The 16,819-nt window shown below is 69.6% G+C and carries 10 protein-coding genes; 3 read left to right on the top strand and 7 right to left on the bottom strand.

Features of this window, described 5'->3' with window-relative positions:
* Positions 1-40: 40 nt before the first annotated feature.
* Entirely contained in the window at positions 41-6,571 is a 6,531-nt protein-coding gene (locus KBI44_10390) for a DUF11 domain-containing protein (GenBank protein ID MBP9144881.1), read from the bottom strand.
* A 128-nt stretch (positions 6,572-6,699) separates the two neighbouring features.
* Positions 6,700-8,136 carry a diguanylate cyclase gene (locus KBI44_10385; GenBank protein MBP9144880.1) on the bottom strand — a complete coding sequence of 479 codons (1,437 nt, stop codon included), beginning with the start codon at positions 8,134-8,136 and terminating at the stop codon, positions 6,700-6,702.
* A 163-nt stretch (positions 8,137-8,299) separates the two neighbouring features.
* Between KBI44_10385 and KBI44_10380 the strand changes: the two genes are divergently transcribed.
* Together KBI44_10380 and KBI44_10375 are read left to right on the top strand one after the other, a co-directional pair.
* Entirely contained in the window at positions 8,300-9,541 is a 1,242-nt protein-coding gene (locus tag KBI44_10380; protein MBP9144879.1) for a cation:proton antiporter, read from the top strand.
* On the top strand, positions 9,541-10,743 hold the full coding sequence (locus KBI44_10375) for a CoA transferase (GenBank protein ID MBP9144878.1): 1,203 nt from the start codon (positions 9,541-9,543) through the stop codon (positions 10,741-10,743). The genes KBI44_10380 and KBI44_10375 overlap by 1 nt, the downstream gene beginning before the upstream one ends.
* Positions 10,744-10,793: 50 nt before the next feature.
* Here KBI44_10375 and KBI44_10370 read toward each other — a convergent pair whose 3' ends face one another.
* The 4 genes from KBI44_10370 to KBI44_10355 form a co-directional block, all read right to left on the bottom strand.
* The gene (locus KBI44_10370) at positions 10,794-11,453 is read right to left on the bottom strand and encodes a DUF2911 domain-containing protein (GenBank protein ID MBP9144877.1); all 660 of its coding nucleotides are present in this window, start codon (positions 11,451-11,453) and stop codon (positions 10,794-10,796) included.
* 137 nt (positions 11,454-11,590) lie between these two features.
* A complete protein-coding gene (locus tag KBI44_10365) occupies positions 11,591-12,670 on the bottom strand; it encodes a saccharopine dehydrogenase NADP-binding domain-containing protein (GenBank protein MBP9144876.1) in 1,080 nt (359 codons plus the stop codon).
* A gap of 88 nt (positions 12,671-12,758) precedes the next feature.
* Complete coding sequence (locus KBI44_10360) at positions 12,759-14,033, bottom strand: pyridoxal phosphate-dependent aminotransferase (protein MBP9144875.1); 1,275 nt, start codon at positions 14,031-14,033, stop codon at positions 12,759-12,761.
* 28 nt (positions 14,034-14,061) lie between these two features.
* Positions 14,062-15,303 (bottom strand): S1 RNA-binding domain-containing protein, encoded by a 1,242-nt coding sequence (locus KBI44_10355; protein MBP9144874.1) that lies wholly within the window; start codon positions 15,301-15,303, stop codon positions 14,062-14,064.
* Between the two features lie 212 nt (positions 15,304-15,515).
* Between KBI44_10355 and KBI44_10350 the strand changes: the two genes are divergently transcribed.
* On the top strand, positions 15,516-16,178 hold the full coding sequence (locus tag KBI44_10350) for a transposase (GenBank protein ID MBP9144873.1): 663 nt from the start codon (positions 15,516-15,518) through the stop codon (positions 16,176-16,178).
* 104 nt (positions 16,179-16,282) lie between these two features.
* On the opposite strand, the gene KBI44_10345 is transcribed toward KBI44_10350, so the two are convergent.
* Positions 16,283-16,801: a hypothetical protein gene (locus tag KBI44_10345; GenBank protein MBP9144872.1), complete on the bottom strand. Its 519-nt coding sequence runs from the start codon at positions 16,799-16,801 to the stop codon at positions 16,283-16,285.
* Positions 16,802-16,819: the final 18 nt, after the last annotated feature.

The following is a 16,819-nucleotide window of genomic DNA, read 5'->3' as shown; positions in this document are numbered from 1 at the left end:
CCGTCTCGAGCTCCCGAAGCTACCGACCTGCCCTGCGGGTTCAAGGCACCGTCGCCGACCACGCCGACGTGTCCCCGGACTCGAAGCCGTCTGCGAAGAGTCCTCCGGTGCCCTGGAAGAGGGTGGCGTCGAGCCAGGCGTCGAAGCTCTCCGCGGTCGGGGTCTCGAAGCTGAAGTCGCAACGGGCCGCGACGGCGCCGGCGGGCCTTGCGAGCTGCGCGCCGAGCGTGAGCCAGCCGCCTGCGGTGTCCTGAAGTGCGAGCGCCGCGGTCTGAACGCCGAGACTGCCGGTGCAGGCCGGGGCGCTGAAGAATTCGCAGCGCCGGACGAAGCCGATGAAGTCGCCGGGAGCGGCCTGCAGCCGGACGCGCGCCGAGACGTCGAAGAGGGCGTCCGCCGGAATGTCGTAACACTGCCAGAGCCGGAACGAAGTATCGGTCCCGGGTGCGAGGTTGGTGAAGTGCACGGACCCCGAGTCGTCGGCGTCGTCGGCGTCGTCCGCTCCCGTCCAGGTGATCTCCGCCGGGTTCGGAGCGACGGCGTTCCAGAGGCTCGCGTCGCAGTCGAAGTGGCCGTTGGCAAAGACGTTGCCCGGATCGGAGCGGAACGCGCGCCGGAAGTCGCCGCCGGCCGTCGTGTCGGCGTCGCCGTCGAGCGCGTTGCCAGCGAGGTCGGTGAGCGTGTCGCAGGCGAAGAGGCGCACCTGAGCCGAAGGCAGCGCCGCGGCGAGCGCGAGACTCGCGGTCTCCGTGCCGCCGTTGTAGGCGACCGAGGACACCGCGATCGCGACGTCGTCTCCCGCCGCGCCGCCGCAGGCGGTGGTCTGGAAGTCGAAGTCGGGCCCCGGCGTGACCAGGAGGTAGTTCGCCGGGTTGGTGACGTCGTCCGGATCGACATCGCCGGGCGGATCCTGCATCGCTTCGTCGAAGGTCACGAGGAGGCTCGTGATCGTGACGTTCGCGGTCTCGCACTCGGTGAGGGAGCCGTCGCCGGTCGCCGTGACACTGTCGACGTTCGTCACCTGCGGCGGCACGGCGTCGAGCTGCGTCAGCTCGGTGTCGGAGTCGTTGGCCGAATTCGGGTCCGCCGTCGTGCTGGTCACGGTCGCGGTGTTCGAGATCGAGATCGGCGGCGCCGGGTTGATCGAGACGGTGATGTTGCAGACCTCGGAGGCGCCAGCTGCGACGCTGCCGATCGTCCAGGCCCACGGCGGCGTGTTGCTGCCGCCGCAGTCGTCGGAGATGTAAGTGACCTCGGACGGCAGCGGATCGCTGACCGCGACGCCAGTGGCGTCCGACGGCCCGAGGTTGGTCACCGTCAGGGTGTAGATCAGGTCCTGGCCCGCCGGCGGCGGATCGGCCGAATCGTCCTTGGTGATCTGGATGTCGGCCGACGGGACCAGGCTGTCGGTGTCGGTGGCGCTGTCGTTCCCTGGTGTCGGGTCTGTCGTTCCACCCGCCGCAGCCACGGTTGCCGTATTGGCGAGCGTGCCGGTGGCGGAAGAGGCGATCGTGCCGGTCGCCGTAAAGGTCACGGAGCCGCCGGCCGGCAGGTTGACGCTGGCGTTGAGATTGCCGCTTCCCGCCGCCGGGCAGGTGCCGCCGCCGGTGCCGACGCAGGTCCAGTTGACCCCGCTGACGCTCGCCGGGAAGGTGTCGGCGACCGTCGCGCCGGGGTTGTTCGAGGGGCCGGCGTTCGACGCCGTGATGGTGTAGGTCACCGCCGTGCCGGGGACCTCGGTGGCGCTGCCGTCGGTCTTGGTGATCGCGAGATCGGACTCGACGTTCAGGGTGTCGGTGTCGGTGGCGCTGTTGTTGCCCGGGACCGGATCGGTGGCCCCCGCGCCAGCGGCGACCGTCGCCGTATTGACGAGCGTGCCGGTGGCCGAGGCGGCGATGGTGCCGGTCGCGGTGAAGGTGACCGTGGCGCTTCCTGCGGCAGGCAGGCCGACGAGCGTGTTGATGTTGCCGCTGCCGGCCGCCGGGCAGGTGCCGCCGTTGGCGCCGACACAGGTCCAGTTGACCCCCGTGATCGTCGCCGGGAAGGTGTCGGTGACGGTCGCTGCGACCGCATCGCTCGGGCCGGCGTTCGTCACGACGATCGAGTAGCTGACGGGCGTTCCCGGTACCTCGGTCGTCGCGCCGTCGGTCTTGGTGATGGCGAGGTCGGTCTGAGGCGTCAGGGAGTCGGTGTCCGTGGCGCTGTTGTTGGCGGAGACCGGGTCACCGGTCGCCGAAGCGATCGTCGCGGTGTTCGCCAGCGAGCCGGTGGCGCTCGCGGCGATCGTGCAGGTCGCCGTGTAGGTCACGGTGCCGCCCACGGGGAGATCGATGCCGCCGTCGCTCAGGCTGCCGGCGACGGGGCCGGCGTCGTTGCCGGTGGCGCCGCCCGCGGCGACGCTCGTCGTCGAGCAGCCGGAGAGGACGCCCGAGAACGTGTCGGCGACGGTGACGCCGGAGGCCGTGTCCGGGCCGTTGTTCGAGGCGACGATCGTGTAGGTCACGGTCGTGCCGGGGACCTCGGTCGCGGCGCTGTCGGTCTTGGTGATCGCGACATCGGCCTCCGCCGCGGTCGCGACGGCGTGGTCCTCGACCTCGCCGTCGTTGGCGAGACCGGTGAACGACAAGCCGCCAGCGGTGGCAAGGCGGAATCGCGCCACCGTGTTCAGGTTTGTGGTCGCCGTCGCCGGTACCGGGAAGGAGAGGTTGTTGGCCCCCGCGAGGAGCGCGACGTTGACGAAGATCGCGTCCCCTGCGGTCGTCCAGTTGCCGTCACCATTGAAGTCGAGCCAGGCGTTGAGCACCCCCGGCGCGCTGGCGGTGACGGTGACCGAGGCGTTCTGGCCGCGGATCAGCGGACTGGTAAAGGCAACGCCGTCCTCGTCGTCGCTGGTCGCGAGGTCATCGCCGTTTGCGCCGGCGGTCGGCTGGCCGTCGGCCTCGGTGTCGACGGTCGCCCCGAGGAGAAGGGCGCCGGGGACGACGATATGTCGCGCGCCGTTGCCGGCGAGGAGCGTCGGATAGACGATGGGCGCGTCACCGAAGTCGAGCCCGCGCACGGCGACGGCGTAGTCCTCGACTTCGCCGTCTGCAGCGACGCCGGTGGACGGAAGGCTGCCCGCCGTCGACACGCGGAAACGCGCGAAGGTGAGCGTCGTCGGTGTGGCGGTGCAGGGGACGCTGAAGGGCAGGACGTTCGCCCCCGCCGCCAACGCCTGGTTGTCGAAGATCTTCTCGCCGGCGTCAGCGAAGCTGCCGTTGCGGTTCCAGTCGACGAAGGCGTCGAGCTTCGCCACTGCCGAGGCATTGACCGCGACGTTGGCGCTGCCGCAGGCGTCGAGGGTTGCCGGCAGGGTGACGCCGTCTTCGTCATCGACATTCGGCACCGAGATCTGATCGTCGCCGTCGGCGGCGAGGGTCGGCTGGCCGTCGGCCTCCGTGTCGAGCTGGACACCCATGTGCAGGGCGCCGGGGCCGTTCACGCCGTGACGAGCGCCGTTGTCGGCGACGAGCGTCGGGTAGGCCCACGGCGATCCCTGGGCGCTGCCCGGGGCGTCACCGTAGTCGAGCGGCAGGATCGTGTCGGTGTCGGTCGCGCTGTCGTTGCCCGGGTTGGTGTCGGAAACACTTCCGCCGCCGATCGTGGCGGTGTTCACCAGCGAACCGGAGGCGGTGTCGGCCAGCGTGCAGACCGCGGTGTAGGTGGCCGAGGTGCCGGCCGGCAGGGTCGCACCGTCGGCGATGTTGCCGGCGACCGGTCCGGCGGTGCAGGAGGCGCCGGCGCCGGTGGGGACGCAGGTCCAGCTCACCGAGGCACAGGCCGCGGGGAAGGTGTCGGTGACCGAGGCGGCTGTTGCCGTCGCCGGGCCGGCGTTCGCGGCGACGATCGTGTAGGTCACCGTCATTCCGGGAACCGCCGTCGTGACGCCGTCGGTCTTGGTGATCGAAAGATCGGCGACCGGATTGACGGTCGTCGTGTCGGTGGCGCTGTTGTTCCCGCCGTTGCTGTCGCCAGCGAGCGTCACGGTTGCGGTGTTCGAGAGCGTCCCCGAGGCGGTGCCGCTCACGGTGGCGTTCACGGTGTAGGTCACATTGCCGCCCGCGGCGACGGTGGCCGAGTCGTTGAGGTTGCCGGCGACCGGCCCGGCGGCACAGCTCGAGCCGGGCGAGGCCGCGCAGGTCCAGACCGGGCCGACGAGGTCGGCCGGGAAGGTGTCGGCCACCGTCGCTCCGGTCGCGGTGCTCGGACCGGAGTTGGCGACCGCGATCGTGTAGGTGGTTGCGCTGCCGGCGTTGATCGAAGTCTGGCCGTCGGTCTTGGTGATCGCCAGATCGAACTGCACAGTCAGCGTGTCGGTGTCCGTGGCGCTGTTGTTGCCCGCCGACGGGTCGGTGGTGGCGCTCGCGACGGTGGCGGTGTTGGCCAGGGTTCCGGTGGCGTTTGCGGCGATGTCGCAGGTCGCGGTGTAGGTCACCGAAGCGCTCACCGGGAAGGTCATCGCGATCTCGGCGATGTTGCCCGCGACGGGGCCGGCGGTGTTGCCGGTGGCGCCGCCCGCGGCGACGCTCGTCCAGTTGCAGGCGGAGAGGATGCCGGCGAAGGTGTCGTTTACGGAGACGCCTGTGGCCGTCGACGGGCCGGCATTGCTGGCGACGATCGTGTACGTCACCGGCGTACCGGGGACCTCGGAAGCGGCGCCGTCGGTCTTGGTGACGCTCAAGTCGGTCTGCGGCGTGAGGGTGTTCGTGTCGGTGGCGCTGTTGTTGCCCGGCGCCGGATCGGTCGTCGCCGCACCGATCGTGGCGGTGTTGGCGAGCGAGCCGGTCGCGTTCGCAGCGATGTTGCAGGTCGCGGTATAGGTCACCGAGGAGGCCGGAGGCAGCGTGATGCCACCGTTCGAAATGTCGCCGGCCACCGGACCCGCAGTGTTGCCGGTGGCGCCGCCGACGGCGAGGCTCGTCCAGCTGCAGCCGGAGAGGGTGCCCGGGAAGGTGTCGGCGACCGTCACTCCGGTGGCCTCCGACGGTCCGGCGTTCGAGGCGACGATGGTGTAGGTCACCGGCGTGCCGGGGACCTCGGTGGGGCTGCCGTCGGTCTTGGTGATCGAAACGTCCGTCTGCGGGTTGAGCGTGTCGGTGTCCGTCGCGCTGTTGTTGGCCGGGACGGTGTCGCTGACGCCGCCGCCGCTGATCGTCGCCGTGTTCGTCAGCGAACCGGTGGCCGCGGCGGCGATGGTGCAGCTCGCGGTGTAGGTGACCGAGCCGCCGGCCGGGAGGTTGACACTGTCGCCGATGTTGCCGGCGCCAGCGGCCGTGCAGGTGCCGCCGCCCGCGCCGACGCAGGTCCAGGTGCAGGTCAGGGTCGCGGGGAAGGTGTCGGCGACCGTCGCTCCGGTGGCCGTCGCCGGGCCGGCGTTCGAGGCCGTGATGGTATAGGTCACCGACTGGCCGGGCACGGCCGTCGTGACGCCGTCCGTCTTGGTGATCGACAGATCGGCCACCGGAACGACCGTGGTCGTGTCGGTGGCGCTGTTGTTGCCGGAGTTGGTGTCGGTGGTACCGCCGGCTGCGGCCACGGTCGCCGTGTTCGAAAGGACTCCCGAGAAGGAGCCACTGACCGTCGCACTGACGGTATAGGTCAGGGTGCCGCCGGCGAGCACGGTCACCGAGTCGCTGATGTTGCCCGCCACGGGCCCGGCCGCGCAGGACGATCCACCGGTCGCCGAGCAGGTCCAGGTGGCGCCGGTCAGATCCGCCGGGAAGTTATCAGTGACGGTTGCGCCGACCGCGTGGCTGGGTCCGCTGTTTCCGACCTGGATCGTGTAGGTCGTCGGGCTGCCGGCATTGATCGACGTCTGGCCGTCGCTCTTGGTGACGCTCAGGTCGACCTGCGGCGTCAGGGTGTCGGTGTCCGTCGCGCTGTTGTTGGCGAAGTTGCACTCGAGCTGCGCCGCCGCCTTGGTGACGGTGGCGGTATTGACCAGCGTGCCGGTCGCCGCCGCCGAGACCGTGGCGCTCACGGTGTAGGTGACCGATCCGCCGACCGGGACATTGACCAGATCGTTGATGTCGCCGGCACCGGCGGCCGTGCAAGTTCCGCCCGCCGCTCCGGCGCAGGTCCAGGTGACGCCAGTGAGGAAAGCCGGGAAGGTATCCGCAACGTTGGCACCTACGGCGCCGACGGGACCGGCGTTGGTGACCGCGATGGTGTAGGTCACCGGCGTGCCTGGGACTTCGGTCGCCGAGCCGTCGGTCTTGGTGATCGCGAGGTCGACGGCGTCGAGGAGGGTGACGGTGGGATTGCTTGCGCCCCCGACGTCCGGATCGTCGGTCAGGAACGAGAGGAAGTTGGTGCCGCTGATCGAGCCCTGGTTGCTGACCGCCGTGGCGCAGAAGTTCAGCGGGCTGTCGACGTCGACCTCGAAAGTGATCGTCATGGTCGCCCCCGGCGGGACGCTGACGGCGTTCAGCGGAACCGATTCGCCGGAGGCGAGCGCCGCCGGTGACGGGACCACCGAGCCGAGGAGGAGGAGAGCTGCCGGAAGCTGCCGCAGGGACCGATGCCACGCCACGAACTTCCTCATCGCCTCACCCCATGTGCTCAGAGTTCATCGCCGCCCCGGCAGGCGGAACAGGATCGGATTCAGATGCTGCAGATCGGCGTCGATAATACCCCGGAGTCGCTGAGGGTCAACCGCGCTCAGGCGGAACGCGCGACGCGGTTCCTGCCCGCCTGTTTGGCCTGATAGAGCGCATCGTCGGCGCGCCGCACGACCTCCGTCACCGCTTCGTCACGGGCGGCTTCGGCGACGCCGACGGAGACCGAGAGCCGGAGCTCGCCGCCCCGCACGATCAGGGGTACCTCGGCCAGCCGCTGACGGATCTTTTCGGCGGCCTCGGCGGCGCCTTCGAGCGCCGTTTCGGGGAGGAAGATCAGCAGCTCGTCGCCGCCCCAGCGGCAGATCGCATCCTGGCTTCGCAGGCTCGATCGCAGCAGGTCGGCGATTCGGGTGAGCGCCTGGTCGCCGACCGCGTGGCCGTAGCGGTCGTTGATCGGCTTGAAGTGGTCGAGGTCGGCGAGCGCCAGCGAGTAGGCGGCGACGCCGCGACGGATGCGGTCGGACTCCTGCTCGAGCAGCGTCAGCATCGCCGGACGGTTCAGCAGGCCGGTCAGGAAGTCGCTCGTCGCCGCCTTTTCGAGCCGCCGCTCGGCGCTCTTCCTCTCCTCGATCTCTTCGAGCAGGGCGGCGTTCAGCTGCGAAAGCTCGACCGTGCGCAGGGCGATGCGCTCCTCGAGATGGAGGTTGGCGTCGGCGAGCTCCCGCATCGCCTGTTCGCGATGGGTCTGGCTCTCGAGCAGGTCGCCCGCCATGCGATTGACGGCGCCGGCAAGGTCCTCGAGCTCGTCGCCGCTCGCGACCCGGACCGTGCCCCGGAGCTCGCCACGGGCGATCTCGCCGGTGCGGGCGATGACCTGGGTGACCGGGCGGGTGATGCGGCCGGCGAGCAGGCGGGAAAACAGCGCCGCGAGGAGGATCGAGAGCAGGAGGGAGACGACTCCGGCCATGCGAATGCGCTGGAACTTCCGCTGCACTTCGTCGGCGCGCATGTCGAGGCCGACGAGGAATCTGCCACCGCCGTTCTTCACGGGCGCGTAACCGGAGAGGAAGTAGCCCCAGCGGTCCTGGGTGATGGCGTCGTCGGCCGCCGGGCGGTCGAACCCCTCCCGCAGGCGCGGGACCTCCTCTTCGTAGAGGTCGCCGGGGAGAGCCTGATCGGCCGAGCTGTCCGAATCGAGGACGAAACGGACCTCGCCCGCGACCCCGCCCAGGGCGTTGTCGCGGCGCATCACGTAAATGAAGGCGATGTCCCGGTTGGCCGCCTGGAAGTCGCGCACCAGCGCGAGGAGGCGCCGGTACTCGGGTCGTGCAATGTCTTGCGGCCCGCCGATCGCGGCCAGCTCGCCGCCGTCGATTGTCCTTGCCAGCAGGCTCGCGCTGTAGCGCAGGCGGTTCTGGAGGCTTTCGAGCAGGCTCGCCGTCGACTGCTTGTAGAAGTAGGTCCCGATACTGCCCGACACGAGCAGCACAGCCAGAAAGTGGCTCAGGAAGAGCTTCGTCCGGATCGGCATGCGCACGGCCGGGAGTCCCTCGCGTTTCGAAGTGTCGGAACCTTTCGCGGAGCCTACCATCCCGGCGGGCCGCCTCCCGGGGCGGCCCCGGGTCGCACCGCCGCCGCAAGCCCATGCCGAGTTCGATAATGTCCCGGATTCGTTCCCGGCCCCCGGAGGGATTCTCGACTTGTCGAATTTCGAGCTCTCGATCGCTCTCTTTCTGCAGTTCGCCATCATCCTGGCGGCCTGCCGCCTGGTGGGCTTCCTCGTGCGGCCGCTCGGGCAGCCGCAGGTGGTGGCCGAGATGATCACCGGCGTGCTGCTCGGGCCCTCGCTCTTCGGCCTGCTGGCGCCCGGACTCCACGCCCAGCTCTTCCCCAGGGAGAGTCTGCCGATCATCTACAGCCTGGCCCAGATCGGACTGGTGCTCTACATGTTCCTGATCGGCCTCGAGTTCGACCTCGAGCTCATCCGCAAGCGGATGAAGAGCGCGATCTTCGTCTCCTGGGCCGGCATCGCCACGCCGTTCGCTCTGGGCGCCCTCCTTGCCTGGGGCCTGATGGACCGTTTCCCGCTCTTCGCGCCCGGCGTGAAGGTCTGGGAGGCGGCGCTCTTCATGGGTTCGGCGATGTCGATCACCGCCTTCCCGATGCTGGCGCGGATCATCTCGGAGCGCGGACTCTCGGGGACCGCGCTGGGGACGCTGGCGCTCGCTGCCGGTTCGCTCGACGACGCAGCAGCCTGGTGTCTGCTCGCCGTCGTGCTGGCGAGCTTCACCGGCAAGATGTCGATCGCGCTCCTGGCGCTCTTCGGCGGAGCGTTCTACGGCCTATTCATGTTCACCCTCGGGCGCAGGCTCCTGGCGCGGCTCTTCGCGTGGCTCCTGGCGCTGCCGTCGCGCGAGCCGCTGGTGCTGCCGGCCGCCCTCACGCTGCTCATGGTCGCCGCCTGGGCGACCGACCGCCTCGGCATCTACGCGGTCTTCGGCGCCTTCGTCTTCGGCGCCGCGATGCCGCGGGGCCCGCTGCAGAAGCGCCTCGAGGGCCAGATCGGTCCGCTCACCGCGGTCTATCTGCTGCCGATGTTCTTCATCAACTCGGGGCTGAGCACGAAGTTCTCGCTCATCGCCTCGCCGGCGATGCTGGGCATCGCCGCGCTGCTGCTGGTAGCGGCGATCGCCGGCAAGGGGATCGCCTGCGGTGTCGCGGCGCGCCTCGCCGGCGAGTCGAAGAAGGACTCCTTCGCGATCGGCGCGCTCATGAACGCGCGCGGCCTGATGGAGCTGATTCTGCTCAACATCGGTTACGAGCGCGGCATGATCACCCAGACGCTATTCACGATCCTGGTCATCATGGCGGTGGTGACGACGATCATGGCCGTGCCGCTGTTCAATCGCGTCTACCGCCCGGGCGACGCCGCGCCGGCCTGATGAGCGGCGCGGACGCACGTCCCCTCGCGGGCCTCCGGGTCCTCGAGCTCGGCCAGATCCTCGCCGGACCGTTCGCCGGCGTGATGCTGGGCTATTTCGGGGCCGATGTCGTCAAGGTCGAAGCGCCCGGGAGCGGCGATCCGATCCGCTCCTGGCGGCTGCTCGACGACGACGGGACCTCGCTCTGGTGGCGTTCGCTGGGTCGCAACAAACGCTGTGTGACCCTCGACCTCGGGCACGCGAGCGGGCAGGCGCTCGCCCGCCGGCTCGCCGCCCGCGCCGATGTCCTGATCGAGAACTTCCGGCCGGGGACGATGGAGGGCTGGGGCCTCGGGCCGGACCGCCTCTGCGCGGAGAATCCGGGCCTGGTCTTCGCCCGCATCTCGGGCTTCGGGCAGACCGGGCCCTACGCCGCCCGGCCCGGCTACGCCTCGGTGTGCGAAGCGTTCGGCGGACTGCGCCACCTGACCGGCAACCCGGGCGAGGTGCCGGTGCGCGCCAATCTCTCGCTCGGCGACTCGCTGGCCGGCCTGCACGGCCTGGTCGGTATCCTGCTCGCCCTCGAGGCCCGGCGCCGGAGCGGGCGCGGGCAGGTCGTGGATACTTCGATCTTCGAATCGGTCTTCAACGTCCTCGAGTCGGTGGTGCCGGAGTTCGATCGCGCCGGAGCGGTGCGCGGACCCTCCGGACCCACTGTGAGCGGCATCGTGCCCTCGAACGCCTATCCCACGGCGGGCGGCGAGCGCGTCGTCATCGGCGCCAACAACAGCGCGAACTTCGAGCGCCTGATGACGGTCGTCGGCCGGACCGACCTGGCGCAGGATCCCGACCTCCGGGAAAATCCGGGGCGGGTGCGGCGACAGATGGAGATCGACGCGGCGATCGCCTGCTGGACGAGCTCGCGGACAGCCGACGCCGTCGTCGAGCAGCTGGTCGCGGCCGCGGTTCCGGTCTCGACCATCTCCACCGTCGCCGACATGTTCGCCGATCCGCACTACCGCGCCCGCGGTCTTTTCGAGAGCGTCGAGGCCGGCGGCCGGGAGCTCCTCCTGCCAGCGCTGATGCCGAAGTTGGCGGCGACACCGGGTGGGACCGATTGGCCGGGTCCCGAGCTCGGAGCGCACAACGTCGAGGTCTTCCGCGGTGAGCTCGGGCTGTCCGCCGAAGAGCTCGCTGAGCTCGAGCGGCTCGGCGTCGTCTGAGGCCGGCCCGGCGAGGTCCGAGTGTGCGCGCCTCGCCGGAGAGCGGGGGGTCAGTCGGGTCCGGAGTCGCGCGGGAGATCGTCCGGGTCGGGGGCGGCGAAACCGGAATCGAACGGAATGCGGATCTGGGTGCGCTGCCACTCGAGAAACAGGTCGACCGCCGCGGTTGCCGACGGCGCGCTCGTGAACCGGAGGTTCTCGAGCGGCGTGTCGAGTGTCCGGGCGCGCACCAGCATCCGGCCGACCTCCTGCTCCGCCACCTCGTCCGTGTACGCGGACTCGAGCCCCCACTGCTGCGTCGAGCGGTTGAAGATCACCGTCCAGTCGCGCTCGCCGGGAATCGTATAGATCGAGTAGCTGCCGGCTGCGAGCACCAGGTCGCCGACCCGCAGCACGTGATCGAGATGCAGGGTCGTCGGTTCGTTCGCGCCCGTCCGCCAGAGCTTGCCGTATGGTACCGCGACGCCGCCGAGCATCTTCCTCCCGCCCAGGGCCGGGCTGCCGTAGCAGATCTTGACGCGCGCCTTGCCGATCTTGAAGCCGTGGGATTCCAGCGGGCTTTCGCGCGGCATGTAGCTGGGCAACCAACCCCAGTTGCGCGGGCAGGGAGCCCAGTTCGCGATCGCCGAGCCGGTCGCGAGGGTCGTGAGCGCGACCCAGCCCAGGGCTCCGATCAGCAGGGCGGCGAGCGGGAGGGAGAGGCGTCGCATCGGGCCGTCATTCTAGCGCCGGGGTGAGACAAAAAGAGGGCGCCGTTGGACGCGGCGCCCTTCCCAAGGAGAAATTGGAGGAGAGAGGGTGGGTCTCTCACCTTCTGCCTCACAGATACGCACCGCCCTGTGGAAAGTTACCGGCGGGCGGTCGGCGGGGATCCTGCGGGCGGGACGAACGGCGTGGCGAACTCCGGGCCGAGCTCGGCGAGGAACGGCGTGCCGAAGGCACGGGCCGGCGTCCAGGCTCCCGGCGGCACGCCGCCGGCCTCGACGCGCAACGCCCCCTCGACCGCGCTGCGCGCCGTGAGGGCATAGCCCTCGGCCGTCGAAAAGTAGACCGTCACGGCTTCACCGCGCTCGTTCCCGGCCCTCCCCCAGATCCAGGTTCGCGCGCGGCGGCGCTGGTCCGCGCTGGGGCCGGTGACGGTCCGCCGAACCCAGAGTTGCAGCAGCCGCTTGACCGGCTTGAAGCCCGCGAGCGGCAGCAGCGGGCGGACTCTCTGCAGCAGCCGTACCTCGCGCTGGGGCACGCCGGTGAAGGTCCGGATGTTCGGGATGCCGGTGGTGTGAAAGGCGGTCGCAACATCCCCCCAGGCGATGCTCATCACGGTGCGGCGTCCGACAGGCAGGTCGATCTCCATCGACTCGGCGGCGAGAGGCAGCGGCACGATCCGGCCGTTGCGGCGCATGGCGCCGGCGTGCGGCAGGCTCTCGATCATGGTCGCGAGCGTGCCGCGGCTCCAACCGCCGCCCTCGGCGACGAAGGCGAGGTCGAGATGAATGGCATCCGGAAGCCGGGACTGGAGCTCGCGCGCCAGGCAGTCAGTCGGCACGACGTCGAAACCGATGCCGGGCAGCAGGACGGCTCCCGCCCGCCGGGCTTCGGCGTCGCGCGCCAGGATCGATTCGAAAACCGCGATCTCGCCCGTGATGTCGAGGTAGTGGATCCCCGTGGCGAGGCAGGCGTCGACCATCGGCCGGCTGGTGCGCACGAACGGGCCCGCGCAGTGGAGGACGGCGCCGGCGCCGGCGATGCCCGCGGTCACGGCGGCGGCATCGGCGAGCCCAAAGGCCCGCCAGGGGAGGGCGAGCGACTGCGCGAGCGCCGCCACGGCCGCCTCGTCCCGCCCGGCGAGCGTCGGCGTCAGTCCGCGCCGCACCGCCTCGCGCGCGATGAGCTCACCGGTATAGCCGTTGGCGCCGTAGATCAGCATGGCATCCCGTGGGCCTCGCTGGTGTCGATCCGGTGCGTTCGCTCGAAAGTGTCGGGGAGGGGGGCGGAGGGAGCGAGCCGGCGCTGGCTCAAACCGCCGGCGTGAAGAAGTCGGGCCGCCGGGAGCGCGCCAGGGAGGCCTTCTCGAGCTCCTCGATGGCGCCCAGACCGCGCGCCGCTCGATAAGCCGTGAGGCCGGCCGCGAAGACCTCGACAGAGCGCGTCAGGTCCTCCTTCTTCAGGACGTAGGCGATCCGCACCTCATCGTTGCCCAGGCCCCGGGTGGCGTAGAAGCCGGGTGCCGGAGCCACCATGACGGTCGATTGCTGGTGCGCGAACTCGGCGAGGAGGTAACGCGCGAAATCCTCGCTGTCCACGATCGGCAGCCGGGCGATGAAGTAGAAGGCACCCTCGGGCTTGCGCAGGAAGACTCCCGGGATCGCGGTGAGGCCGTCGAAGAGCAGGTCCCGTCGGCCCTGGTACTCGTTGACCACCTGCTCGAAGTACTCCTTGCCGAGCTCGACCGCTCCGCTTGCCACGAGCTGCGCGAGTCCGGGTGGCGAGAGGCGTCCCTGGGCCATGCGCAGCGCCGCCTGGTAGACCTCGCCATTCCTTGTCGCGAGCGAGCCGAGCCGGATGCCGCAGGCGCTGTAGCGCTTCGAGAGGCTGTCGACGACGATGACGTGGTCCTCGAAACCGGGGAGCGACAGCGCCGACACCGAATGGGCGCCGTCGTAGACGAACTCGCGGTAGACCTCGTCGGCAACCAGGAAGAGGCCGTGGTCGCGGCAGAACTCCGCGACCATTTCCAGCTCTTCTCTGGAGTAGACGGTGCCGGTCGGATTGTTCGGATTGCACAGCAGCACGAGCCGGGTGCGCGGCGTGAGGGCGCGCTCCCAGGCGGCGCGCGGCGGCAGGTGGAAGCCGTCCTCGCCCTTGCTGCGCAAGGGGACGAGGCGCACGCCCGCCATCGTCGCGAACGAGTTGTAGTTGGTGTAGTACGGCTCGACGACCAGCGCGTCGTCGCCGTCGGCGGTGCAGGCGAAGAAGGCGAAGAGCAGCGCCTCGCTGCCGCCGGTGGTCGCGATCAGCTCGTCGAGCTCGAGGGCGAGGCCCAGGCGGCTGTAGTAGAGACGCAGCGACTCGAGATACTCCGAAGTTCCGTTCGAAGGCGTGTAGGCGAAGACCTTGTCGGCGCGCTCGAGGCGCGCCCGCATCACCGCCGGCGTCTCGAGATCCGGCTGGCCGATGTTGAGGTGGTAGACCTTGACGCCGCGCCGCTTGGCCTCCTCGGCCACCGGCATCAGCTTGCGGATCGGAGAGGCCGGCATCGACCGGCCGCGCGCGGAGATGTGGGGGGTCATGATGGAGGGATCTTAGCGCTCTTGGTCGTCAGCCCTTCGGCTTGCCGGCGCGCGCGAAGAAGTCGCCGAAGGCGCCAAATCCGCTGCCGCCGGTGCCGGCGCGGGCCTGGGCGAGATCCTCCGCGCCGGCTTCGTCGCCCTTCGCCGGCATGCCGAGAGCGATGCGGCGCGTTTCGCGGTCGACGCTGAGGATGGCGACCTCGATCGCCTGGCCGATCTTGAGGAGCTCGCGCGGGTGGCGCACTTCGCGGCCGCTGCCGGCCGCGAGCTCGGAGATGTGGAGCAGGCCGTCGACACCCGGCGCGAGCTCGATGAAGGCGCCGAAGAGCTCGAGGCGCGCGACCTTTCCCTGCCGCCGGCTGCCGGTGACGAGGCGCGACGCCTCCTCTTGCCAGGGGTCCTTCACCAGGGCGCGGCGCGAGAGCGAGATCTTGTCGCGCCCCTTGTCGCCCTCCGCCGGGGTGATCTTGAGGATCTGGACCTCGAGCTCCTGGCCGACCGCGACGACGTCCTGCGGATGGGCGACGCGCCCGTGTCCGAGCTCGGAGACGTGGAGCAGGCCTTCGATGCCGCCGATGTCGACGAAGGCGCCGTAGGCGGCGAGCGAGGTCACCGTGCCGCGCACCGTCTGGCCGACCTGGATCCTCTCGCGCGCCGCCGCAGCCTTGGCCTGGGCCTCCTCTTCGAGCAGCGCGCGCCGCGACAGCACCAGATTCATGCCGCGCCCCTTGCCCTCCTCGAAGCGGGTGATCCGGAAAGCGAGGCGCTGGCCGACGAAGACGGCGGCGTCCTCGACGTAGCGATTGTCGATCTGCGAGATCGGGCAGAAGGCGCGGACGCCGGAGACGGTGACTTCGACGCCCCCCTTGACGACCGCCGCCACCGTGCCGTCGACCGGCAGGCCGTAGGTATAGGCCTGCTGCAACTCGGCCGGCGCGGCCGGACCCCGCGAGGCGCGAACCCGCAGGACGATGCCATCGTCCGAGGTCGAGGCGACGATCGCTTCGACGGTATCGCCGATCGCGACGGTGCGCTGGCCCTCGTCATCGGTCAGCTGCGAGAGCGGAATGCTGCCCTCGGCCTTCCGCCCGAGGTCGACGAACGCGGTCTCCTCGCCGAAACCGACGATCTTCACCGAAACCCGGTCGCCGACTTGCGGGCCCTGCGTGGCCTGCGGGCCCTTTTTGTCGCCTTCGGCCTGCTTCTTTTCGAAAGCGTCGAGCAGGGCAGCGAAGTCCTGCCCGGCGTCGGGTTGTGTCGAGTCCGCCATCTGGGTCTCTCCTCGGGGCTTCCTGGGGGGATCGCCCCGGTTCGGGGCAGCCCAAGGATACGACTCCGGACTAGGCCGGAGCAAGGCCCGGGGATTCGCGAGATCTCAGGAGAGAGCCGGGGAAAAACCATGACAGTTACCGATTTTCCTTCCCGCAGGTTGAGTCGCTGCAAGATACGTCGGGGAAATTTCGTCCTTCATGCTGAATAGAGATGACCCGAATTGCGCGCATCGTGGTTCCAGGCGTTCCCCACCACGTCACCCAGAGGGGGGCGAGGCGAATGCAGGTCTTCTTCTGCGAGGACGACTACGAGACCTACCGGCGTCTCCTGCGTGAGCAGGTCCTGCGCTACAAGGTCAGCGTCTGGGATTACTGCCTGATGCCCAACCACCTGCACTTGATCGTGGTGCCGAGCGATCGCTTCGGTTTGGCGCGCGCGCTCGCCGCGACCCATCGCCGCTACGCCTTGCTGACGAATGGTCGCCACGGTTGGCGCGGCCATCTTTGGCAGGAGCGTTTCTGGTCGTTTCCCATGAACGAGGCCTCGCTGTCGGTAGTGACTCGCTACGTTCTGCTCAACCCCGTGCGGGCAGGGCTGGTCGATCGAGCTGAGGAGTGGCCATTCTCGAGCGCGCGCCAGCATCTCGGAATATCGCAGGACAACCTCGCCGAAGGACGGGCTCTCGACTCCCGAATCGGTGACTGGGGTGGCCTGCTCGGCGAGGCCGAGAAAGAGGACGAGCTGGCAGCGGTTCGGCAGCACTCTGCGACCGGAAGGCCGATGGGCGATGCCCGCTACGTCTCTGAAATCGAAGCGCTGTTGGGTCGAAAGATCCAGTCGAAGCCTCAAGGGCGGCCGCGAAGAACGTCCTGAGTGACCAGAAACGTCGCGACTCGCAAGTCCGAAGAGAAGGACAACAATCACGCTTTCCGCAAGAATAGGGTAACTGTCACGGGTTTTCACGAAAAGGGTAACTGTCACGGTTTTTCGGGTAGGCGGCTCCAGACCCAGTCCATGGCGGCCTCCTTGCCCTCGAGGGGGCCTTCGATCCGGGCATGGAGCCTCCCGGCCGCATCCAGCCAGTAGAGGATGCGCTGCGGGAAGTCGTGCGAGCGATTCTCGAAGACGACGCGCCGGTCGGTGATCTCGATGGCGCAGAAGGAGGTCGGAGGGGCGCCGCCGGGCATCGAGATGTAGCAGACCCGGCTCTGGCTGTCGACTTCGATGCGCAGGAATTCGAAACCGGTCATCCTGCCCGCCTTCACGTCCTTGTGCATCCCGACCAGCCCGTCTCCGGCGGCGCTCGTCCAGTGCTCTTCGCTGGCGACCCCGTCTGCGGTACCGCCCCAGCTCCCGGCGAGCCAGGCGAGCTGGGAGATCTGTTGCGGAGGGGATTGCGCGATGGCGGAGGCGCCGAGGGCCAGCGTGAGGGTGATCAGCAGCGCTGGAAGGCGAGGGGTCGGAAGCGAGCTGTCGGGTCGCAACGGGCAGGTCACGGCGATCTCCTTTCGTCG

This window comes from Thermoanaerobaculia bacterium (genome assembly GCA_018057705.1).
Lineage (GTDB): Bacteria > Acidobacteriota > Thermoanaerobaculia > Multivoradales > JAGPDF01 > JAGPDF01.
Note: the sequence above shows the minus strand (reverse complement) of the source record. Positions and strands in the feature narration are given on the sequence as shown.

Coding starts and splice junctions, on each gene's coding strand:
- KBI44_10375 (MBP9144878.1), top strand. CDS start 9,541: ATGAGCGGCGCGGACGCACGTCCCCTCGCGGGCCTCCGGGTCCTCGAG.
- KBI44_10370 (MBP9144877.1), bottom strand. CDS start 11,453: ATGCGACGCCTCTCCCTCCCGCTCGCCGCCCTGCTGATCGGAGCCCTG.
- KBI44_10365 (MBP9144876.1), bottom strand. CDS start 12,670: ATGCTGATCTACGGCGCCAACGGCTATACCGGTGAGCTCATCGCGCGC.
- KBI44_10360 (MBP9144875.1), bottom strand. CDS start 14,033: ATGACCCCCCACATCTCCGCGCGCGGCCGGTCGATGCCGGCCTCTCCG.
- KBI44_10355 (MBP9144874.1), bottom strand. CDS start 15,303: ATGGCGGACTCGACACAACCCGACGCCGGGCAGGACTTCGCTGCCCTG.
- KBI44_10350 (MBP9144873.1), top strand. CDS start 15,516: ATGACCCGAATTGCGCGCATCGTGGTTCCAGGCGTTCCCCACCACGTC.